The organism is Pantoea piersonii (genome assembly GCF_003612015.1).
GTDB classification, from domain to species: Bacteria; Pseudomonadota; Gammaproteobacteria; order Enterobacterales; family Enterobacteriaceae; genus Pantoea; species Pantoea piersonii.
The window spans coordinates 58,066-72,200 of sequence record NZ_RARB01000010.1 but is presented as its reverse complement, the minus strand read 5'-3'; the positions used below and the strand labels follow the sequence as shown (position 1 = coordinate 72,200).

11 protein-coding genes are annotated in these 14,135 nt (G+C 57.4%); 8 read left to right on the top strand and 3 right to left on the bottom strand.

Annotated elements, in window-relative coordinates; all coding sequences use genetic code 11:
• Positions 1 to 22 precede the first annotated feature (22 nt).
• Positions 23 to 2,083 (top strand): AsmA family protein, encoded by a 2,061-nt coding sequence (locus D7S44_RS20275; protein WP_120457976.1) that lies wholly within the window; start codon positions 23 to 25, stop codon positions 2,081 to 2,083.
• Here D7S44_RS20275 and ppiC read toward each other — a convergent pair whose 3' ends face one another.
• Complete coding sequence (ppiC, locus tag D7S44_RS20270; RefSeq protein WP_120457975.1) at positions 2,084 to 2,365, bottom strand: peptidylprolyl isomerase PpiC; 282 nt, start codon at positions 2,363 to 2,365, stop codon at positions 2,084 to 2,086.
• A gap of 74 nt (positions 2,366 to 2,439) precedes the next feature.
• Here ppiC and rep point away from each other — a divergent pair, with 74 nt between their 5' ends.
• Positions 2,440 to 4,461, top strand: coding sequence for a DNA helicase Rep (gene rep / locus D7S44_RS20265; protein ID WP_120457973.1), 2,022 nt, complete (start codon positions 2,440 to 2,442; stop codon positions 4,459 to 4,461).
• Positions 4,462 to 4,477: 16 nt separating this feature from the next.
• On the opposite strand, the gene gppA is transcribed toward rep, so the two are convergent.
• Together gppA and rhlB are read right to left on the bottom strand one after the other, a co-directional pair.
• Positions 4,478 to 5,962 (bottom strand): guanosine-5'-triphosphate,3'-diphosphate diphosphatase, encoded by a 1,485-nt coding sequence (gene gppA / locus D7S44_RS20260; protein WP_120457971.1) that lies wholly within the window; start codon positions 5,960 to 5,962, stop codon positions 4,478 to 4,480.
• 8 nt (positions 5,963 to 5,970) lie between these two features.
• A complete protein-coding gene (gene rhlB, locus D7S44_RS20255) occupies positions 5,971 to 7,263 on the bottom strand; it encodes an ATP-dependent RNA helicase RhlB (protein ID WP_120457969.1) in 1,293 nt (430 codons plus the stop codon).
• 117 nt (positions 7,264 to 7,380) lie between these two features.
• Between rhlB and trxA the strand changes: the two genes are divergently transcribed.
• The 6 genes from trxA to wecC all read left to right on the top strand — a co-directional run bounded on the left by trxA (position 7,381) and on the right by wecC (position 14,135).
• Positions 7,381 to 7,713, top strand: coding sequence for a thioredoxin TrxA (trxA, locus tag D7S44_RS20250; RefSeq protein WP_033754540.1), 333 nt, complete (start codon positions 7,381 to 7,383; stop codon positions 7,711 to 7,713).
• A 344-nt stretch (positions 7,714 to 8,057) separates the two neighbouring features.
• A complete protein-coding gene (gene rho, locus D7S44_RS20245; RefSeq protein WP_120457967.1) occupies positions 8,058 to 9,317 on the top strand; it encodes a transcription termination factor Rho in 1,260 nt (419 codons plus the stop codon).
• A 280-nt stretch (positions 9,318 to 9,597) separates the two neighbouring features.
• Positions 9,598 to 10,683 carry a UDP-N-acetylglucosamine--undecaprenyl-phosphate N-acetylglucosaminephosphotransferase gene (gene wecA, locus D7S44_RS20240; protein ID WP_120457965.1) on the top strand — a complete coding sequence of 362 codons (1,086 nt, stop codon included), beginning with the start codon at positions 9,598 to 9,600 and terminating at the stop codon, positions 10,681 to 10,683.
• 16 nt (positions 10,684 to 10,699) lie between these two features.
• Complete coding sequence (gene wzzE, locus D7S44_RS20235; protein WP_120457963.1) at positions 10,700 to 11,752, top strand: ECA polysaccharide chain length modulation protein; 1,053 nt, start codon at positions 10,700 to 10,702, stop codon at positions 11,750 to 11,752.
• The gene (wecB, locus tag D7S44_RS20230; protein WP_120457961.1) at positions 11,749 to 12,879 is read left to right on the top strand and encodes a non-hydrolyzing UDP-N-acetylglucosamine 2-epimerase; all 1,131 of its coding nucleotides are present in this window, start codon (positions 11,749 to 11,751) and stop codon (positions 12,877 to 12,879) included. Before wzzE ends, wecB begins: the two co-directional genes overlap by 4 nt.
• On the top strand, positions 12,876 to 14,135 hold the full coding sequence (gene wecC / locus D7S44_RS20225) for a UDP-N-acetyl-D-mannosamine dehydrogenase (protein WP_120457959.1): 1,260 nt from the start codon (positions 12,876 to 12,878) through the stop codon (positions 14,133 to 14,135). The genes wecB and wecC overlap by 4 nt, the downstream gene beginning before the upstream one ends.

The window sequence follows — 14,135 nt, the reverse complement described above, 5'->3', positions numbered from 1 at the left end:
GGAAAGGCAAGGAGGAAGCGAGATGTCGCGCGCAGGAAAAATTGTTAGCTGGATAGTCGGGATTCTTTTGCTGTTGATCGTGGTGATTATCGTAATCATCGCGACCTTTGACTGGAATCGTCTGAAGCCCACCATCAATCAGAAGGTCTCGACGGAGCTGAACCGCCAGTTCGCGATTCGCGGCGATCTGGGCGTCGCCTGGGAGCGCAACCGTAATGAACCTGGCTGGCGCAGCTGGATCCCCTGGCCCCATGTTCACGCGCAGGACATCATATTAGGCAATCCGCCTGAGATGGCAGAGGTTACGATGGTGCATCTGGAGCGCGTCGACGCGACCCTGTCGCCGCTGGCGCTGCTGCATAAGGAGATCTACATTCCATGGATCAAACTTCAGCAGCCCGATGCGCGGCTGATTCAGACTGCCGATAAAAAGAACAACTGGACCTTCAATCTCGCCAACAGCGGTAATACCGATCCTAACGCACCGCCATCCGCCTGGTCATTCCGCCTCGACAATATTCTGTTCGACCAGGGCCTGGTGCGCTACCGCGATGCGGTTAATAAAGCTGACGTCACGGTAAAAATTAATCCGCTCGGCAAACCGGTGGCTTACGGGCAGGTGGCGGGCGGCAGCGACGCGCAAAAAGGCGCGGGCGACTTTGTTTTCGGCTGGGAAGCGCGCGGCACCTATAACAACGAGCAGCTGGAAGGCGAAGGCAAAACCGGCGGCATGCTCTCGCTGCGCAGCAAAACGACGCCATTCCCCATTCAGGCCGATGTGCGTAACGGTACGACGCGCGTGCAGGTCACGGGCGGCATTCAGGATCCAATGAATCTCGGCGGCGTGAATGTGCGACTGCGCTTCTCCGGCGATACGCTCGCTAACCTCTACGGCCTGACCGGCGTATTGCTGCCCGACACGCCGCCCTATGAAACCGACGGCCATCTGATCGCCCGCTTCGCCGGGAAAAAAGGGCCGGAATACCATTACGAGAACTTTAACGGCCATATCGGCGACAGCGATATTCATGGCTCGCTTACCTACACACAGGGCAAACCGCGTCCGGCACTGGTGGGCGAGCTGAGTTCGAAACAGCTGCGTATGGCGGACCTGGGGCCGCTTATCGGCGTTGACTCCGGCAAAGGCAGCGCGAAAACCGAACAGGCGAAGGCGAAGCGAGACGGTAAGGCGACGCAGCCCGCCGATCGCGTGCTGCCGCATGACAGCTTCGACACCAAAAGCTGGGACGTGATGGATGCCGACGTGAAGTTCACCGGCAAGCGCATCGAACATGGCAGTTCGCTACCGTTAAGCGATCTTTATACTCATCTGCAGCTAAAAGATGGCGAGCTGCTGCTCGATCCGCTGCGCTTCGGCATGGCGGGCGGTACGCTGAACAGCACCATCCGTCTTGAAGGGGATAAATCGCCGATGCGCGGCCGCGCCGATATCCACGCGCGTCGCCTGCACCTGCGGCAGCTCTTCCCGAACGTCGAAGCGATGCAGCGCAGCCTGGGTCAGCTGAACGGCGACGCCAGCTTTACCGGCACCGGCAATTCAGTGGCGGATCTGCTGGCGACCAGCAACGGCCAGCTGAAGCTGCTGATGAACGACGGCGTGATCAGCCGTAGCCTGATGGAGATCGCCGGGTTGAACGTCGGCAACTATGTGGTCGGCAAGCTCTTTGGCGACGATGAGGTGCGCATTAACTGCGCCGCGACGGATGTGAAGCTGCAAAACGGGGTAGCAACGCCGAACCTGTTTGTGTTTGACACCGAAAACGCGGTAATCAACGTTACCGGCAACGCCAACTTCGCCAGCGAGCGTCTGGATCTGTCGATTAATCCCGAGAGTAAAGGCATCCGTATTGTGACGCTGCGTTCGCCGCTTTATGTACGCGGCACTTTTAAAAATCCAGACGCGGGAGTAAAAGCTGGACCACTGCTGGCGCGCGGCGCGGTGGCCGTGGCGCTCGGCACTGTGGTAGGCCCCGCCGCCGCGCTGCTGGCGTTAATCAGCCCAAGCGACAACGAGGATAACCAGTGCAGCAACGTGCTGCAGCAGATGAAAAGCAAGAAGTAATCAGCTGCGGTAGAGCACTTTAATGATGTGATAACCAAATGCGGTTTTCACCGGCCCAAAAGGTTTCAGCAGCGGGCAGGTGAAGACCGCTTTATCAAAGGCCGGCACCATCTGGCCTTGTCGAAACTCGCCTAAATCGCCGCCGTTGCGCCCGGAAGGACAGGTAGAGTGCTTCTTCGCCAGCTGCTGAAAACTGGCGCCCTTTTCCAGCTTCGCCAGCAGCTCCTGAGCCAGCGCTTCCTCTTTCACCAGAATGTGTAAAGCCGCCGCGGTTTTCGCCATGATAGTCCTCTGATTGTGTATACTGACCGCCCATTATTTCATCCTCCTCCCTTTTTACTGAGCGATTTTTTACTATGCGTTTAAACCCCAGCCAACAACGCGCCGTCGAGTTTGTTACCGGCCCCTGTCTGGTACTGGCGGGAGCGGGATCGGGCAAAACCCGCGTCATCACCAACAAGATTGCCCATTTGATTCGCGAATGCGGCTATCAGGCGCGTCATATCGCGGCGGTGACCTTTACCAATAAAGCCTCGCGCGAGATGAAAGAGCGCGTAGCCCAGACGCTGGGGAAAAAAGAGGCGCGCGGTCTGATGATCTCTACCTTCCATACGTTGGGGCTGGAAATTATCAAGCGCGAATATGCCGCGCTGGGCATGAAGTCCAATTTCTCGCTGTTCGACGATACCGACCAGCTGGCGCTGCTGAAAGATTTGACGCAGCCGTGGCTGGAAGAGGACAAGACGCTGCTACAGCAGCTCATTTCCACCATTTCCAACTGGAAGAACGATCTGGTCGATCCGCCGCGCGCCGCCGCGCTGGCGCGCAGCGAGCGCGACAATATTTTCGCCCACTGCTATAGCCTTTACGACCAGCATCTGAAGTCCTGCAACGTGCTCGATTTCGACGATTTGATCCTGTTGCCGACGCTGCTGCTGCAGCGCAACCAGGAGGTCCGCGAACGCTGGCAGCAGCGCATTCGCTATCTGCTGGTGGATGAATATCAGGACACCAACACCAGCCAGTATGAGCTGGTGAAGCTGCTGGTCGGCGCGCGGGCGCGCTTTACCGTAGTAGGCGATGACGATCAGTCTATCTACTCCTGGCGCGGCGCGCGGCCGCAAAACCTGGTGTTGCTGAAAGAGGATTTTCCGGCGCTGGAAGTGGTCAAGCTGGAGCAGAACTACCGCTCGTCGCAGCGTATCCTGAAGGCGGCAAATATCCTTATCGCCAACAACCCACACGTATTTGAGAAACGCCTTTTCTCCGAGCTGGGGCTCGGCAGCGAACTAAAGGTGCTGACTGCGAATCATGAAGATCATGAGGCAGAGCGCGTGGCGGGCGAGCTGATTGCTCACCATTTCATCAACAAAACGCAGTACAAAGATTATGCGATTCTTTATCGCGGTAATCACCAGTCGCGCGTGTTTGAAAAGCTGCTGATGCAGAACCGCATTCCCTATCGCATCTCAGGTGGCACCTCTTTTTTCTCGCGGCCGGAGATTAAGGATCTGCTCGCCTACCTGCGCGTACTGACTAACCCGGACGACGACAGCGCGTTTCTGCGTATCGTCAATACGCCGCGTCGCGAGATCGGTCCGGCGACGCTGCAAAAGCTGGGAGAGTGGGCGAACCTGCGCAACAAAAGCCTGTTTAACGCCAGCTTCGACGTTGGATTAGGCCAGACGCTGAGCGGGCGCGGTCTGGAGCACTTACAGCGCTTTACCCACTGGCTGCATGAGATCGTGCAGATGACCGAGCGCGAGCCGGTCAATGCGGTGCGCGATCTGATCCGCGGCATCGACTATGAAAGCTGGCTGTTCGAAACGTCGGGCAGTCCGAAAGCGGCCGAGATGCGGATGAAGAACGTCAATACGCTGTTTCAGTGGATGACGGAGATGCTGGAAGGCAGCGATATTGATGAGCCGATGACGCTGACCCAGGTGGTGACGCGCTTTACGCTGCGCGACATGATGGAACGCGGCGAAAGCGATGAAGATCTCGATCAGGTTCAGCTGATGACGCTGCACGCCTCGAAAGGGCTGGAGTTCCCCTATGTCTTTCTGGTCGGCATGGAAGAGGGACTGTTGCCGCATCAGAGCAGCATCGATGAGAACAATATCGAAGAGGAGCGCCGTCTGGCCTACGTCGGCATCACGCGCGCGCAGAAAGAGCTGACTTTTACGCTCTGCCGCGAGCGTCGTCAGTATGGCGAACTGGTGCGCCCGGAGCCGAGCCGCTTTTTGCTGGAGCTGCCGCAGGATGATGTCGTCTGGGAAACCGAGCGTAAAGTCGTCAGCGCAGAAGAGCGAATGAAAACCGGGCAAACGCGGGTTGCCGGACTGCGAGCGATGCTGGAGAAGGCGAAAAAGGGCTAAAAAGCCCCGTCTGAAATCAGGCGATGGTCAGCAGCCAGTGCACATAGGACTGGTAATGGCTCTCCTGCTCAAGCAGCTCGGCGCGCAGCGGATGCGCGTCCAGCCAGTCTGTCGGCAGAGTAAGTTGCAGCGTATCGTCGTCAGCCTGCAGACGCACCGCAGGCAGGGTGTCGTCGCGACGACGGCTGGAAAAGATAATCGCCAGCCGCAGCAGTCGGCACAGGCGCTCGGCAAGACGTGGCGGCAAGGCGTTTTGCTGGGTAAGCAGCGCTAAATCAATGCTGCCGCTCTGGTTTTGCAGCAGGCAGGCCAGCAGTTTCTTTTGCGCGGGCGTAAAGCCGGGTAAATCAAGATGGCGAACCAGATAGGCGGCGTGCTGAGGGGCCTGGCGAAAATCGACGCTGAGGCCGATTTCATGTATTGCGCTGGCGCTGAGCAGCAGCTCTCGACAGCGCTGATCCAGTTTCCATACCGTGCTTACCTGGCGGAAAAAAACGTCCGCTACCTGACGCACGCGCGCCGCCTGTTCCACATCAATGGAAAAACGACGCTGTACGTTCTGGAGCGTTCGGCTGCGAATATCGCGATCTACCGGCAGGTGGAGCATGCCGTAAACCAGCCCTTCGCGCAGCGCGCCGCCAGCCAGGGTCATGCTCTCAATGCCAAGCTCCTGGAATACCGCGATCAGAATCGAGAGCCCGCTGGGGAAAACCAGCGCACGCTCCAGCGTTAATCCTTCGATCTCCAGCTCTTCCAGCTTGCCGCACTGAATGGCGCGCTGTTTGAGTTGCTGCAATTTGCTCAGAGTGATGCGTTCATCCATGCCCTGCGCCACCATAATCCCCTGCAACGCCTGTACGGTGCCGGAGGCGCCGACGCAGGCTTCCCAGCCATGAGCGCGCAGCGGTGCGGCAATCGGGCGGATCATATCGCGCGCGGCCTGTTCGGCGGCGGCGAAATTCTCTTTCGCCAGATGCCTGTCGCTAAAGAAGCGTTCAAGCCAGGTGACGCACCCCATGGGCAGGCTAAAGAGCACAGAGGCGTGCGAGCCGTCGCCGCTGGCCAGCTCGGTGCTGCCGCCGCCGATATCGACCACCAGCCGCTTGTCCGAACCGCCGGTGGTGTGCGCGACGCCCTGATAAATCAGGCGCGCTTCCTCTTCACCGCTGATAACGTTGACGGGACAGCCGAGAATCTGCTGCGCGGTAAAAAGAAAGTCGTTCGCATTGACCGCCAGGCGCAGCGTAGCGGTAGCGACAACGCGTATCTGCTCAGACGGGATATCCTGCAGCTGTTCGGAGAAGAGCTTCAGGCACTCCCAGCCGCGCATTATCGCCTCGGCGGAAAGGTGGTTATTTTTATCCAGGCCCGCAGCCAGGCGCACTTTGCGCTTAATACGCGCGACGGTCTGAATACTTCCGGAAACTTCGCGCACCACCAACATATGAAAGCTGTTGGAGCCCAGATCAATCGCAGCATAAAGTGACGATGCGCTTAGCATAGTGTGGATTAACCTGAACGTTTACGGTTGTTATTACGCGGCGCTCCACGGCGATTCGCGTTGTTGCCCCCGCGACGCGGACCATTGCCGGTGCGGGTACGTGCCAGGCGCTTCGGCGGCGGCAGATCGTTCATCAGCGCATCGCTGTTGTACTTGCTCACCGGAATGCTGTGGCCGATATACTCTTCAATCGCCGGCAGATTCAGTGCGTACTCTTCACAGGCCAGGCTGATCGAATGTCCGCTTGCGCCCGCGCGGCCGGTACGGCCGATACGGTGAACGTAGTCTTCGCGATCGTCAGGCAGATCGTAGTTAAAGACGTGGGTAACCGCAGGAATATGCAGACCGCGCGCCGCAACGTCGGTGGCAACCAGGATATCGACATCGCCTTTAGTGAAGTCATCCAGAATGCGCAGGCGCTTCTTCTGGGCGACATCACCGGTCAGCAGGCCGACGCGATGGCCGTCCGCCGCCAGATGGCCCCAGATATCTTCGCAGCGATGCTTGGTATTGGCGAAGACGATGGCGCGATCCGGCCACTCTTCTTCCAGCAGCGTCTGCAGCAGGCGCATTTTTTCTTCGTTCGACGGGTAGAAGAGCTCTTCTTTAATGCGGTGCCCCGTTTTCTGCTCTGGCTCTACCTCAACGTACTCAGCGTTATTCATGTGTTCGAAAGCCAGTTCACGCACGCGCCACGAGAGCGTAGCGGAAAAGAGCATGCTCAGACGCTGCGTTGCAGGCGGCATGCGGCGGAACAGCCAGCGAATATCTTTAATAAAGCCGAGATCGAACATGCGGTCGGCTTCGTCCAGCACCAGTACCTGGATCGCGCCGAGGTTAATGTGATTCTGTTTAGCGTAATCGATCAGGCGGCCTGTCGTACCGACCAGAATATCTACGCCGTCGGCCAGCACTTTAAGCTGTTTGTCGTAACCGTCGCCGCCGTAAGCCAGGCCCAGTTTCAGACCGGTTGCCTGCGCCAGCGGTTCGGCGTCGGCGTGGATTTGTACTGCCAGTTCACGCGTTGGAGCCATGATCAGGGCGCGCGGTTGATTGATCTGACGGCCTTCCTGCGCGGGGTGAGAGAGAAGATGATGAAACGTTGACGTCAGAAACGCCATCGTTTTGCCGGTACCGGTTTGCGCCTGGCCTGCGACATCACGCCCTGAAAGCGTAAAAGGCAGAGCTAACGCCTGAATAGGCGTGCAGTGATGAAAGCCTTTTTTATCAAGGGCTTCCACGACCAGAGGGTGCAGGGCGAAGTCGGAAAACTTCTGTTCTGTTAAGTGTGTTTTGCTCATAGTGTGGTAGAATATCAGCTTACTATCGCTTTACGAAAGCGTATCCGATGAAATAAAGTCAACCTTCGTTGGTAAACTTTACGCCAATTCGCCAGGCATAATCTTGTGGAGTAATACATGAGCAGCGATAAAATCGTTCACCTCACCGATGACAGTTTCGATGCAGACGTTCTGAAAGCAGAAGGTGTCACGCTGGTTGATTTCTGGGCTGAATGGTGTGGTCCTTGCAAAATGATCGCCCCGATTCTCGACGAAGTTGCCGAAGAGTACGACGGTAAGCTCACTATCGCCAAGCTGAACATCGACGACAACCCGGGCACGGCGCCGAAGTACGGCATTCGCGGCATTCCGACGCTGCTGCTGTTTAAAAACGGTGAAGTCGCGGCGACCAAAGTCGGCGCGCTGTCTAAAAGCCAGCTTAAAGAGTTCCTGAACGCCAACCTGGCGTAAGGACGAGAACGTTCGGCGGTGGCGAATTTTCTTCCACTGCTGGACGTTCGCATTTTAGCGTGCTAAGTTACTTTCACTGCATTACGCACTTACCTTGTAGTTTGCATCTTAAAGATTTCCTTTGTTAAACCCTGAAGCACGTTCCGTATGCAGCGGTTTGACAATTCTGACGGTTAGCACCAACTTTGGCATCGCATTTCAACCGTCTCTCTCGCTTCCAGTCGCCATCCCTGACGATGATCGTCGAGAAGAGTTGAAAGCGCCATTAACAGGCATGGAATATTAAGCCATACCATTCACGACCAACATTTCGAGAATTACCCCGAGTTTAAGAACCCATCACTATGAATCTTACCGAATTAAAGAATACGCCGGTTTCTGAGCTGATAACCCTCGGCGAAAATATGGGGCTGGAAAACCTGGCGCGTATGCGCAAACAGGACATTATTTTCGCCATCCTCAAACAGCACGCGAAGAGCGGCGAGGACATCTTCGGTGATGGTGTGCTGGAGATACTGCAGGACGGATTTGGTTTCCTCCGCTCCGCAGACAGCTCCTACCTCGCCGGTCCCGACGATATCTACGTTTCTCCCAGCCAAATTCGCCGTTTCAACCTTCGCACTGGTGACACCATTTCCGGCAAAATTCGTCCGCCGAAAGAGGGCGAGCGCTACTTTGCACTGCTGAAGGTTAACGAGGTTAACTACGATAAGCCTGAAAACGCGCGTAGTAAGATTCTGTTCGAAAACCTGACGCCGCTGCACGCCAACAGCCGTCTGCGCATGGAGCGCGGCAATGGTTCGACGGAAGACCTTACCGCACGTGTGCTGGATCTGGCTTCGCCGATCGGCCGCGGCCAGCGTGGTCTGATCGTCGCGCCGCCGAAAGCGGGTAAAACCATGCTGCTGCAGAATATCGCGCAGAGCATCGCCTACAACCATCCAGACTGCGTGCTGATGGTGCTGCTGATTGACGAACGTCCGGAAGAAGTGACCGAGATGCAGCGTCTGGTCAAAGGCGAAGTTATCGCCTCTACCTTCGACGAACCGGCTTCACGCCACGTTCAGGTCGCCGAAATGGTGATCGAGAAGGCGAAGCGTCTGGTTGAGCACAAGAAAGATGTCATTATTCTGCTCGACTCCATCACCCGTCTGGCGCGCGCCTACAACACCGTCGTGCCGGCTTCCGGCAAGGTACTGACCGGTGGTGTTGACGCCAACGCCCTGCATCGTCCGAAACGTTTCTTCGGCGCTGCGCGTAACGTGGAAGAGGGCGGCAGCCTGACCATCATCGCAACCGCGCTGATCGACACCGGTTCGAAGATGGACGAAGTGATCTACGAAGAGTTTAAAGGCACCGGTAACATGGAGCTGCATCTCTCTCGTAAAATCGCGGAAAAACGCGTCTTCCCGGCGATTGACTACAACCGCTCCGGTACGCGTAAAGAAGAGCTGCTCACTACTCAGGAAGAGCTGCAGAAGATGTGGATCCTGCGCAAAATCATTCACCCAATGGGCGAGATCGACGCGATGGAATTCCTCATCAACAAACTGGCGATGACCAAAACCAACGACGAATTCTTCGATATGATGAAGCGCTCGTAATCCTGCATCGACTAATCGAAACGGCTAAACCGACTTTTTTAGCCTAAATGCGCAGGAAATCGCCCTAACGCCACGTCTTAACGTGGCGTTTTTTATTTGTGCGCATTAGGATTACCGCTGGCAGGAGCATTTATAATGACTGCGGCGGCAGTGCGCAAAAGTTAACCATGCGCGCGTGGTCGGAAGCAGAATTCGGACTCGGGATGAAAGGCAAAAACATGCAGTTTGTTTATCCTGTCCCTGATTTTAGCTGAGAGCGTTAAACGTGAATTTACTCACTATGAGTACTGAGCTGGGGCTTACTTTTCTATTTTCTTTAGTCTTTATCTTTTTTGCGCGCAAAGCGGCTAAAAAAATAGGTCTGGTCGATACGCCGAATTCCCGTAAACGCCATCACGGCGCGATTCCGTTGGTCGGCGGCATTTCCGTCTATGCCGGCATCTGCTTTATGTTTCTCATCACCCGTTTTTATCTGCCGCACGCCACGCTCTATCTTATCTGCGCGGGGCTGCTGGTGCTGGTCGGCGCGCTCGATGACCGCTTCGATATCAGCGTTAAAATCCGCGCCGTTGTGCAGGCGGCCGTAGCGGTGGCGATGATGGTGGGTGCCAAGCTCTATCTGCTCAGCCTCGGTTTTATTATCGGCCCGGTGGAACTGGTGGTGGGGCCGTTCGGCTATGTGCTGACGCTGTTCGCCGTCTGGGCCGCGATTAACGCCTTTAATATGGTGGACGGCATCGACGGCTTGCTGGGCGGCCTTTCGTCCGTCACCTTTGCGGCGATGGGCATTATTCTCTGCTTCGACGGACAGTACAGCCTTGCGGTGTGGTGCTTCGCCATGATCGCCGCCACCATTCCCTACATCCTGTTGAATCTGGGTTTCCTCGGCCGCCGCTATAAAGTCTTTATGGGCGACGCGGGCAGCACCATGATTGGCTTTACCATTATCTGGATTTTGCTGGAAACCACGCAGGGATTAAGCCATCCGATTACGCCCGTTACCGCGCTCTGGCTGATCGCCATTCCGCTGATGGATATGGTGGCGATTATGTATCGCCGCCTGCGCAAAGGCATGAGTCCCTTTTCCGCTGACCGCCAGCATATCCACCATTTGATCATGCGCGCTGGCTTCACCTCGCGTCAGGCTTTTGTGCTGATCACCGTGGCAGCCGCTATTCTCGCCGGTATCGGCGTGCTCGGCGAATATCTCGCCTTTATCCCTGAATGGGTGATGCTGGTGCTGTTTATGGTGGCGTTTATGTTTTACGGCTACTGCCTGAAACACGCCTGGCGCGTGGCGCGCCTGATTCGTCGTATAAAACGTCGTCTGAACGCTCACGGCGATGCTAAGAAAAAATTACCCTGATAAGGATTGCCTTGTTATGACCTCTGAGGTTGCAGATAACGAACTGGATATTCGCGGGCTGGGCTGCACGTTATGGCGCGGTAAGCGCTGGATTATCGGCCTGGCGCTGCTTTTCGCGCTGGTCGCCTGGCTCGCTTCGCTATTGATGACGCAGGCGTGGAGCACCACGGCGATCACCGATCGTCCAACGGTAAATATGCTCGGCGACTATTACGCACAGGAACAATTTCTGAACAACCTCGACGTGCGCAACAATACGCTCAGTCTGGCGACCTCCTCGCCGACCATAATGGATGAGGTCTATCAGGAATTTATTATGCAGCTGGGCGCCTGGGATACGCGCCGCGACTTCTGGCAGCAGACGGAGTATTATAAAAGCCGCCGCTCAGGCAACGCACACAACGACGCCGCGCTGCTGGACGATATGGTCGCTAATATCCAGTTTTTGCCCGCCGATACGGCGCGCAACACGCGTGACAGCGTTAAGCTGATCGCGGAAACCGCCAGCGACGCCAATAACCTGCTGCGGCAGTATATCGCGTTTGCCAGCGAGCGCGCGGCGCGCCACCTTAACGGTGAACTGCAAGGTGCCTGGCAGGCGCGCAGCGAGCAGCTGCGGGCGCAGGTGAAACGGCAGGAAGATGTGGCGAACGCTGTTTTCCAGCGTCAGCAGCACCGTCTGCAGCAGGCGCTGAAGGTGGCCAGCCAGCAAGGCATTCATGAGAACCGTTCGCGCGACGCGCGCGAGCCGATCGCCGACAGCGATCTCTTCCTGCTCGGCGAGCCGCAGCTGCAGGCGCAGCTGGAAACGCTGCAGGCGACCGGGCCGACTTACGATATCAGTTACGATCAGAACAGGGCGATGCTCACGACCCTGAGCGCCGGGCCGACGTTAAACCGAACCTTCCAGACCTACCGCTATCTGCGTACGCCGGAAGAGCCGGTTTCACGCGACAGTCCGCGTCGTCTGTTTATGATGATTATGTGGGGCGCGTTAGGCGCATTGACGGGCGCAGGCGTGGCGCTGGCGCGCCGTTCCGGCGCCAGATCAGTGAGAGATACCGCGTGAAAGTGCTTACAGTATTCGGGACTCGCCCGGAGGCGATAAAAATGGCGCCGCTGGTGCAGGCGCTGGCGCAGGATCCTGCGTTTGAATCGCGCCTGTGCGTTACGGCGCAGCACCGCGAAATGCTTGATCAGGTGCTGCGCCTCTTTGCGTTGCAGCCAGATTACGACCTGAACATTATGCGCCCTGAGCAAGGATTAACGGAGATCACCTGCCGCATTTTACAAGGCATGAAAACCGTACTGCTCGATTTCAAACCCGACGTTGTGCTGGTGCATGGCGACACGACCACGACGCTCGCCGCCAGTCTGGCTGCGTTTTATCACCAGATACCGGTCGCGCATATCGAGGCGGGGCTACGTACTGGCGATCTGACCTCGCCCTGGCCGGAAGAGGGCAACCGCAAGCTAACAGGCCATCTTGCCCGACTGCACTTTACCCCGACTGAACGATCGCGCCAGAATCTGCTGGCGGAAAATTTGCCCGACGCGCGTATTTTCGTTACCGGCAATACGGTGATTGACGCGCTGCTGTGGGTACGCGATCGGGTTATCGCCGATCCGGGCCTCAACGCGCAGCTCGCGGGGCACTATCCCTTCCTCGACAGCGAAAAAAAACTGGTGCTGGTTACCGGCCATCGACGTGAAAGCTTTGGCGAAGGCTTTGAGCGCATCTGCAGCGCGCTGGCGCGCATCGCTCGCCAGCATCCTGACGCGCAAATCGTCTATCCGGTGCACCTCAATCCCAACGTCAGCGAGCCGGTAAACCGTATTCTTAGCGGCATCGACAATATTGTGCTGATCGAGCCGCAGGATTATCTGCCTTTTGTCTGGCTGATGAACCGCGCCTGGCTGATTCTGACTGATTCAGGCGGTATTCAGGAAGAAGCACCGTCGCTGGGCAAGCCGGTGCTGGTCATGCGCGACGCTACCGAACGTCCCGAAGCGGTTGATGCTGGCACCGTGAAGCTGGTCGGCACCGACGTGGAGAAAATCGTGGCCGAAGCCAGCCTGCTGCTGACCGACGACGCGGCATGGCAAACCATGAGCCGCGCGCATAACCCTTACGGCGACGGCAACGCCTGTCAGCGCATTCTGCAAGCCTTAAAAGATACCCGAGTTAACCTATGAGTTTTGATACCATTTCCGTGATTGGACTGGGCTATATCGGGCTGCCGACCGCAGCCGTTTTTGCGTCGCAGAAGAAAAACGTTGTGGGCGTCGATATCAACGCCCACGCAGTAGAAACCATTAATCGCGGGGCGATCCATATCGTCGAGCCCGCGCTGGACAAAGTGGTCCATGATGCGGTTACCCAGGGCTTTCTGCGCGCCACCACGCAGCCTGAAGCGGCCGATGCTTTTCTGATTGCTGTGCCGACGCCTTTTATGGCGGATCATCAGCCCGATTTGCGCTTCGTTAAGGCGGCGGCGGAATCGATCGCGCCGGTATTGAAAAAAGGCGATTTAGTCATCCTGGAATCGACCTCGCCGGTTGGCGCGACGGAGCAGATGGCAGAGTGGCTGGCGGTGACGCGTCCGGATCTACGTTTTCCGCAACACGGCGGCGAACCGGATATCTTTATCGCCTACTGTCCGGAGCGCGTGCTGCCGGGCAAAATCATGCAGGAACTGATTCACAACGACCGCGTGATCGGCGGCATGACCCCTGCCTGCTCGGCGCAGGCCAGCGCGCTCTACCGCATTTTCCTGCAGGGCGAATGCGTTGAGACCAACGCGCGCACGGCGGAACTGTGCAAGCTAACGGAAAACAGCTTCCGCGACGTCAATATTGCTTTCGCCAATGAGCTGTCGCTAATCTGCGCCGATCAGGGAATTAACGTCTGGGAACTGATTGCGCTGGCGAACCGCCACCCGCGCGTCAATATTTTGCAGCCTGGCCCGGGCGTCGGTGGGCACTGCATTGCCGTCGATCCCTGGTTTATCGTGGCGCAGAACCCATCGCTGGCGCGACTGATCCGCACCGCGCGGGAAGTGAACGACAGCAAGCCGCACTGGGTGCTTAATCAGGTCAAGGCGGCGCTGGCTGACTGCCTGACCCAGAGCGGCAAACGCGCCGATGAGATCGTTATTGCCTGCTTCGGCCTGGCGTTTAAACCTAATATCGACGATCTACGCGAAAGCCCGGCGATGCAGGTCGCGCAGATGATCGCCGAATGGCACCGCGGCCAGAGCTGGGTGGTGGAGCCGCATATCGCCGCGCTGCCTGCCACGCTTGGCGACAACGCTGAACTCGTCTCCCGCGAGCAGGCACTGGCGCAGGCCGACGTGCTGGTAATGCTGGTGGATCATGACCATTTCCGCGCCGTTGACACCTCCCAGGTTACCCAATCCTGGATTGTGGATACGCGGGGAGTATGGCGGTGA

Excerpts from the sequence above, each read along its gene's own strand:
- rhlB (WP_120457969.1), bottom strand. The coding sequence starts at position 7,263 with ATGAGCAAAACACACTTAACAGAACAGAAGTTTTCCGACTTCGCCCTG.
- gppA (WP_120457971.1), bottom strand. The coding sequence starts at position 5,962 with ATGCTAAGCGCATCGTCACTTTATGCTGCGATTGATCTGGGCTCCAAC.
- ppiC (WP_120457975.1), bottom strand. The coding sequence starts at position 2,365 with ATGGCGAAAACCGCGGCGGCTTTACACATTCTGGTGAAAGAGGAAGCG.
- rho (WP_120457967.1), top strand. The coding sequence starts at position 8,058 with ATGAATCTTACCGAATTAAAGAATACGCCGGTTTCTGAGCTGATAACC.
- rep (WP_120457973.1), top strand. The coding sequence starts at position 2,440 with ATGCGTTTAAACCCCAGCCAACAACGCGCCGTCGAGTTTGTTACCGGC.
- wecC (WP_120457959.1), top strand. The coding sequence starts at position 12,876 with ATGAGTTTTGATACCATTTCCGTGATTGGACTGGGCTATATCGGGCTG.
- D7S44_RS20275 (WP_120457976.1), top strand. The coding sequence starts at position 23 with ATGTCGCGCGCAGGAAAAATTGTTAGCTGGATAGTCGGGATTCTTTTG.
- wecA (WP_120457965.1), top strand. The coding sequence starts at position 9,598 with ATGAGTACTGAGCTGGGGCTTACTTTTCTATTTTCTTTAGTCTTTATC.
- wzzE (WP_120457963.1), top strand. The coding sequence starts at position 10,700 with ATGACCTCTGAGGTTGCAGATAACGAACTGGATATTCGCGGGCTGGGC.
- trxA (WP_033754540.1), top strand. The coding sequence starts at position 7,381 with ATGAGCAGCGATAAAATCGTTCACCTCACCGATGACAGTTTCGATGCA.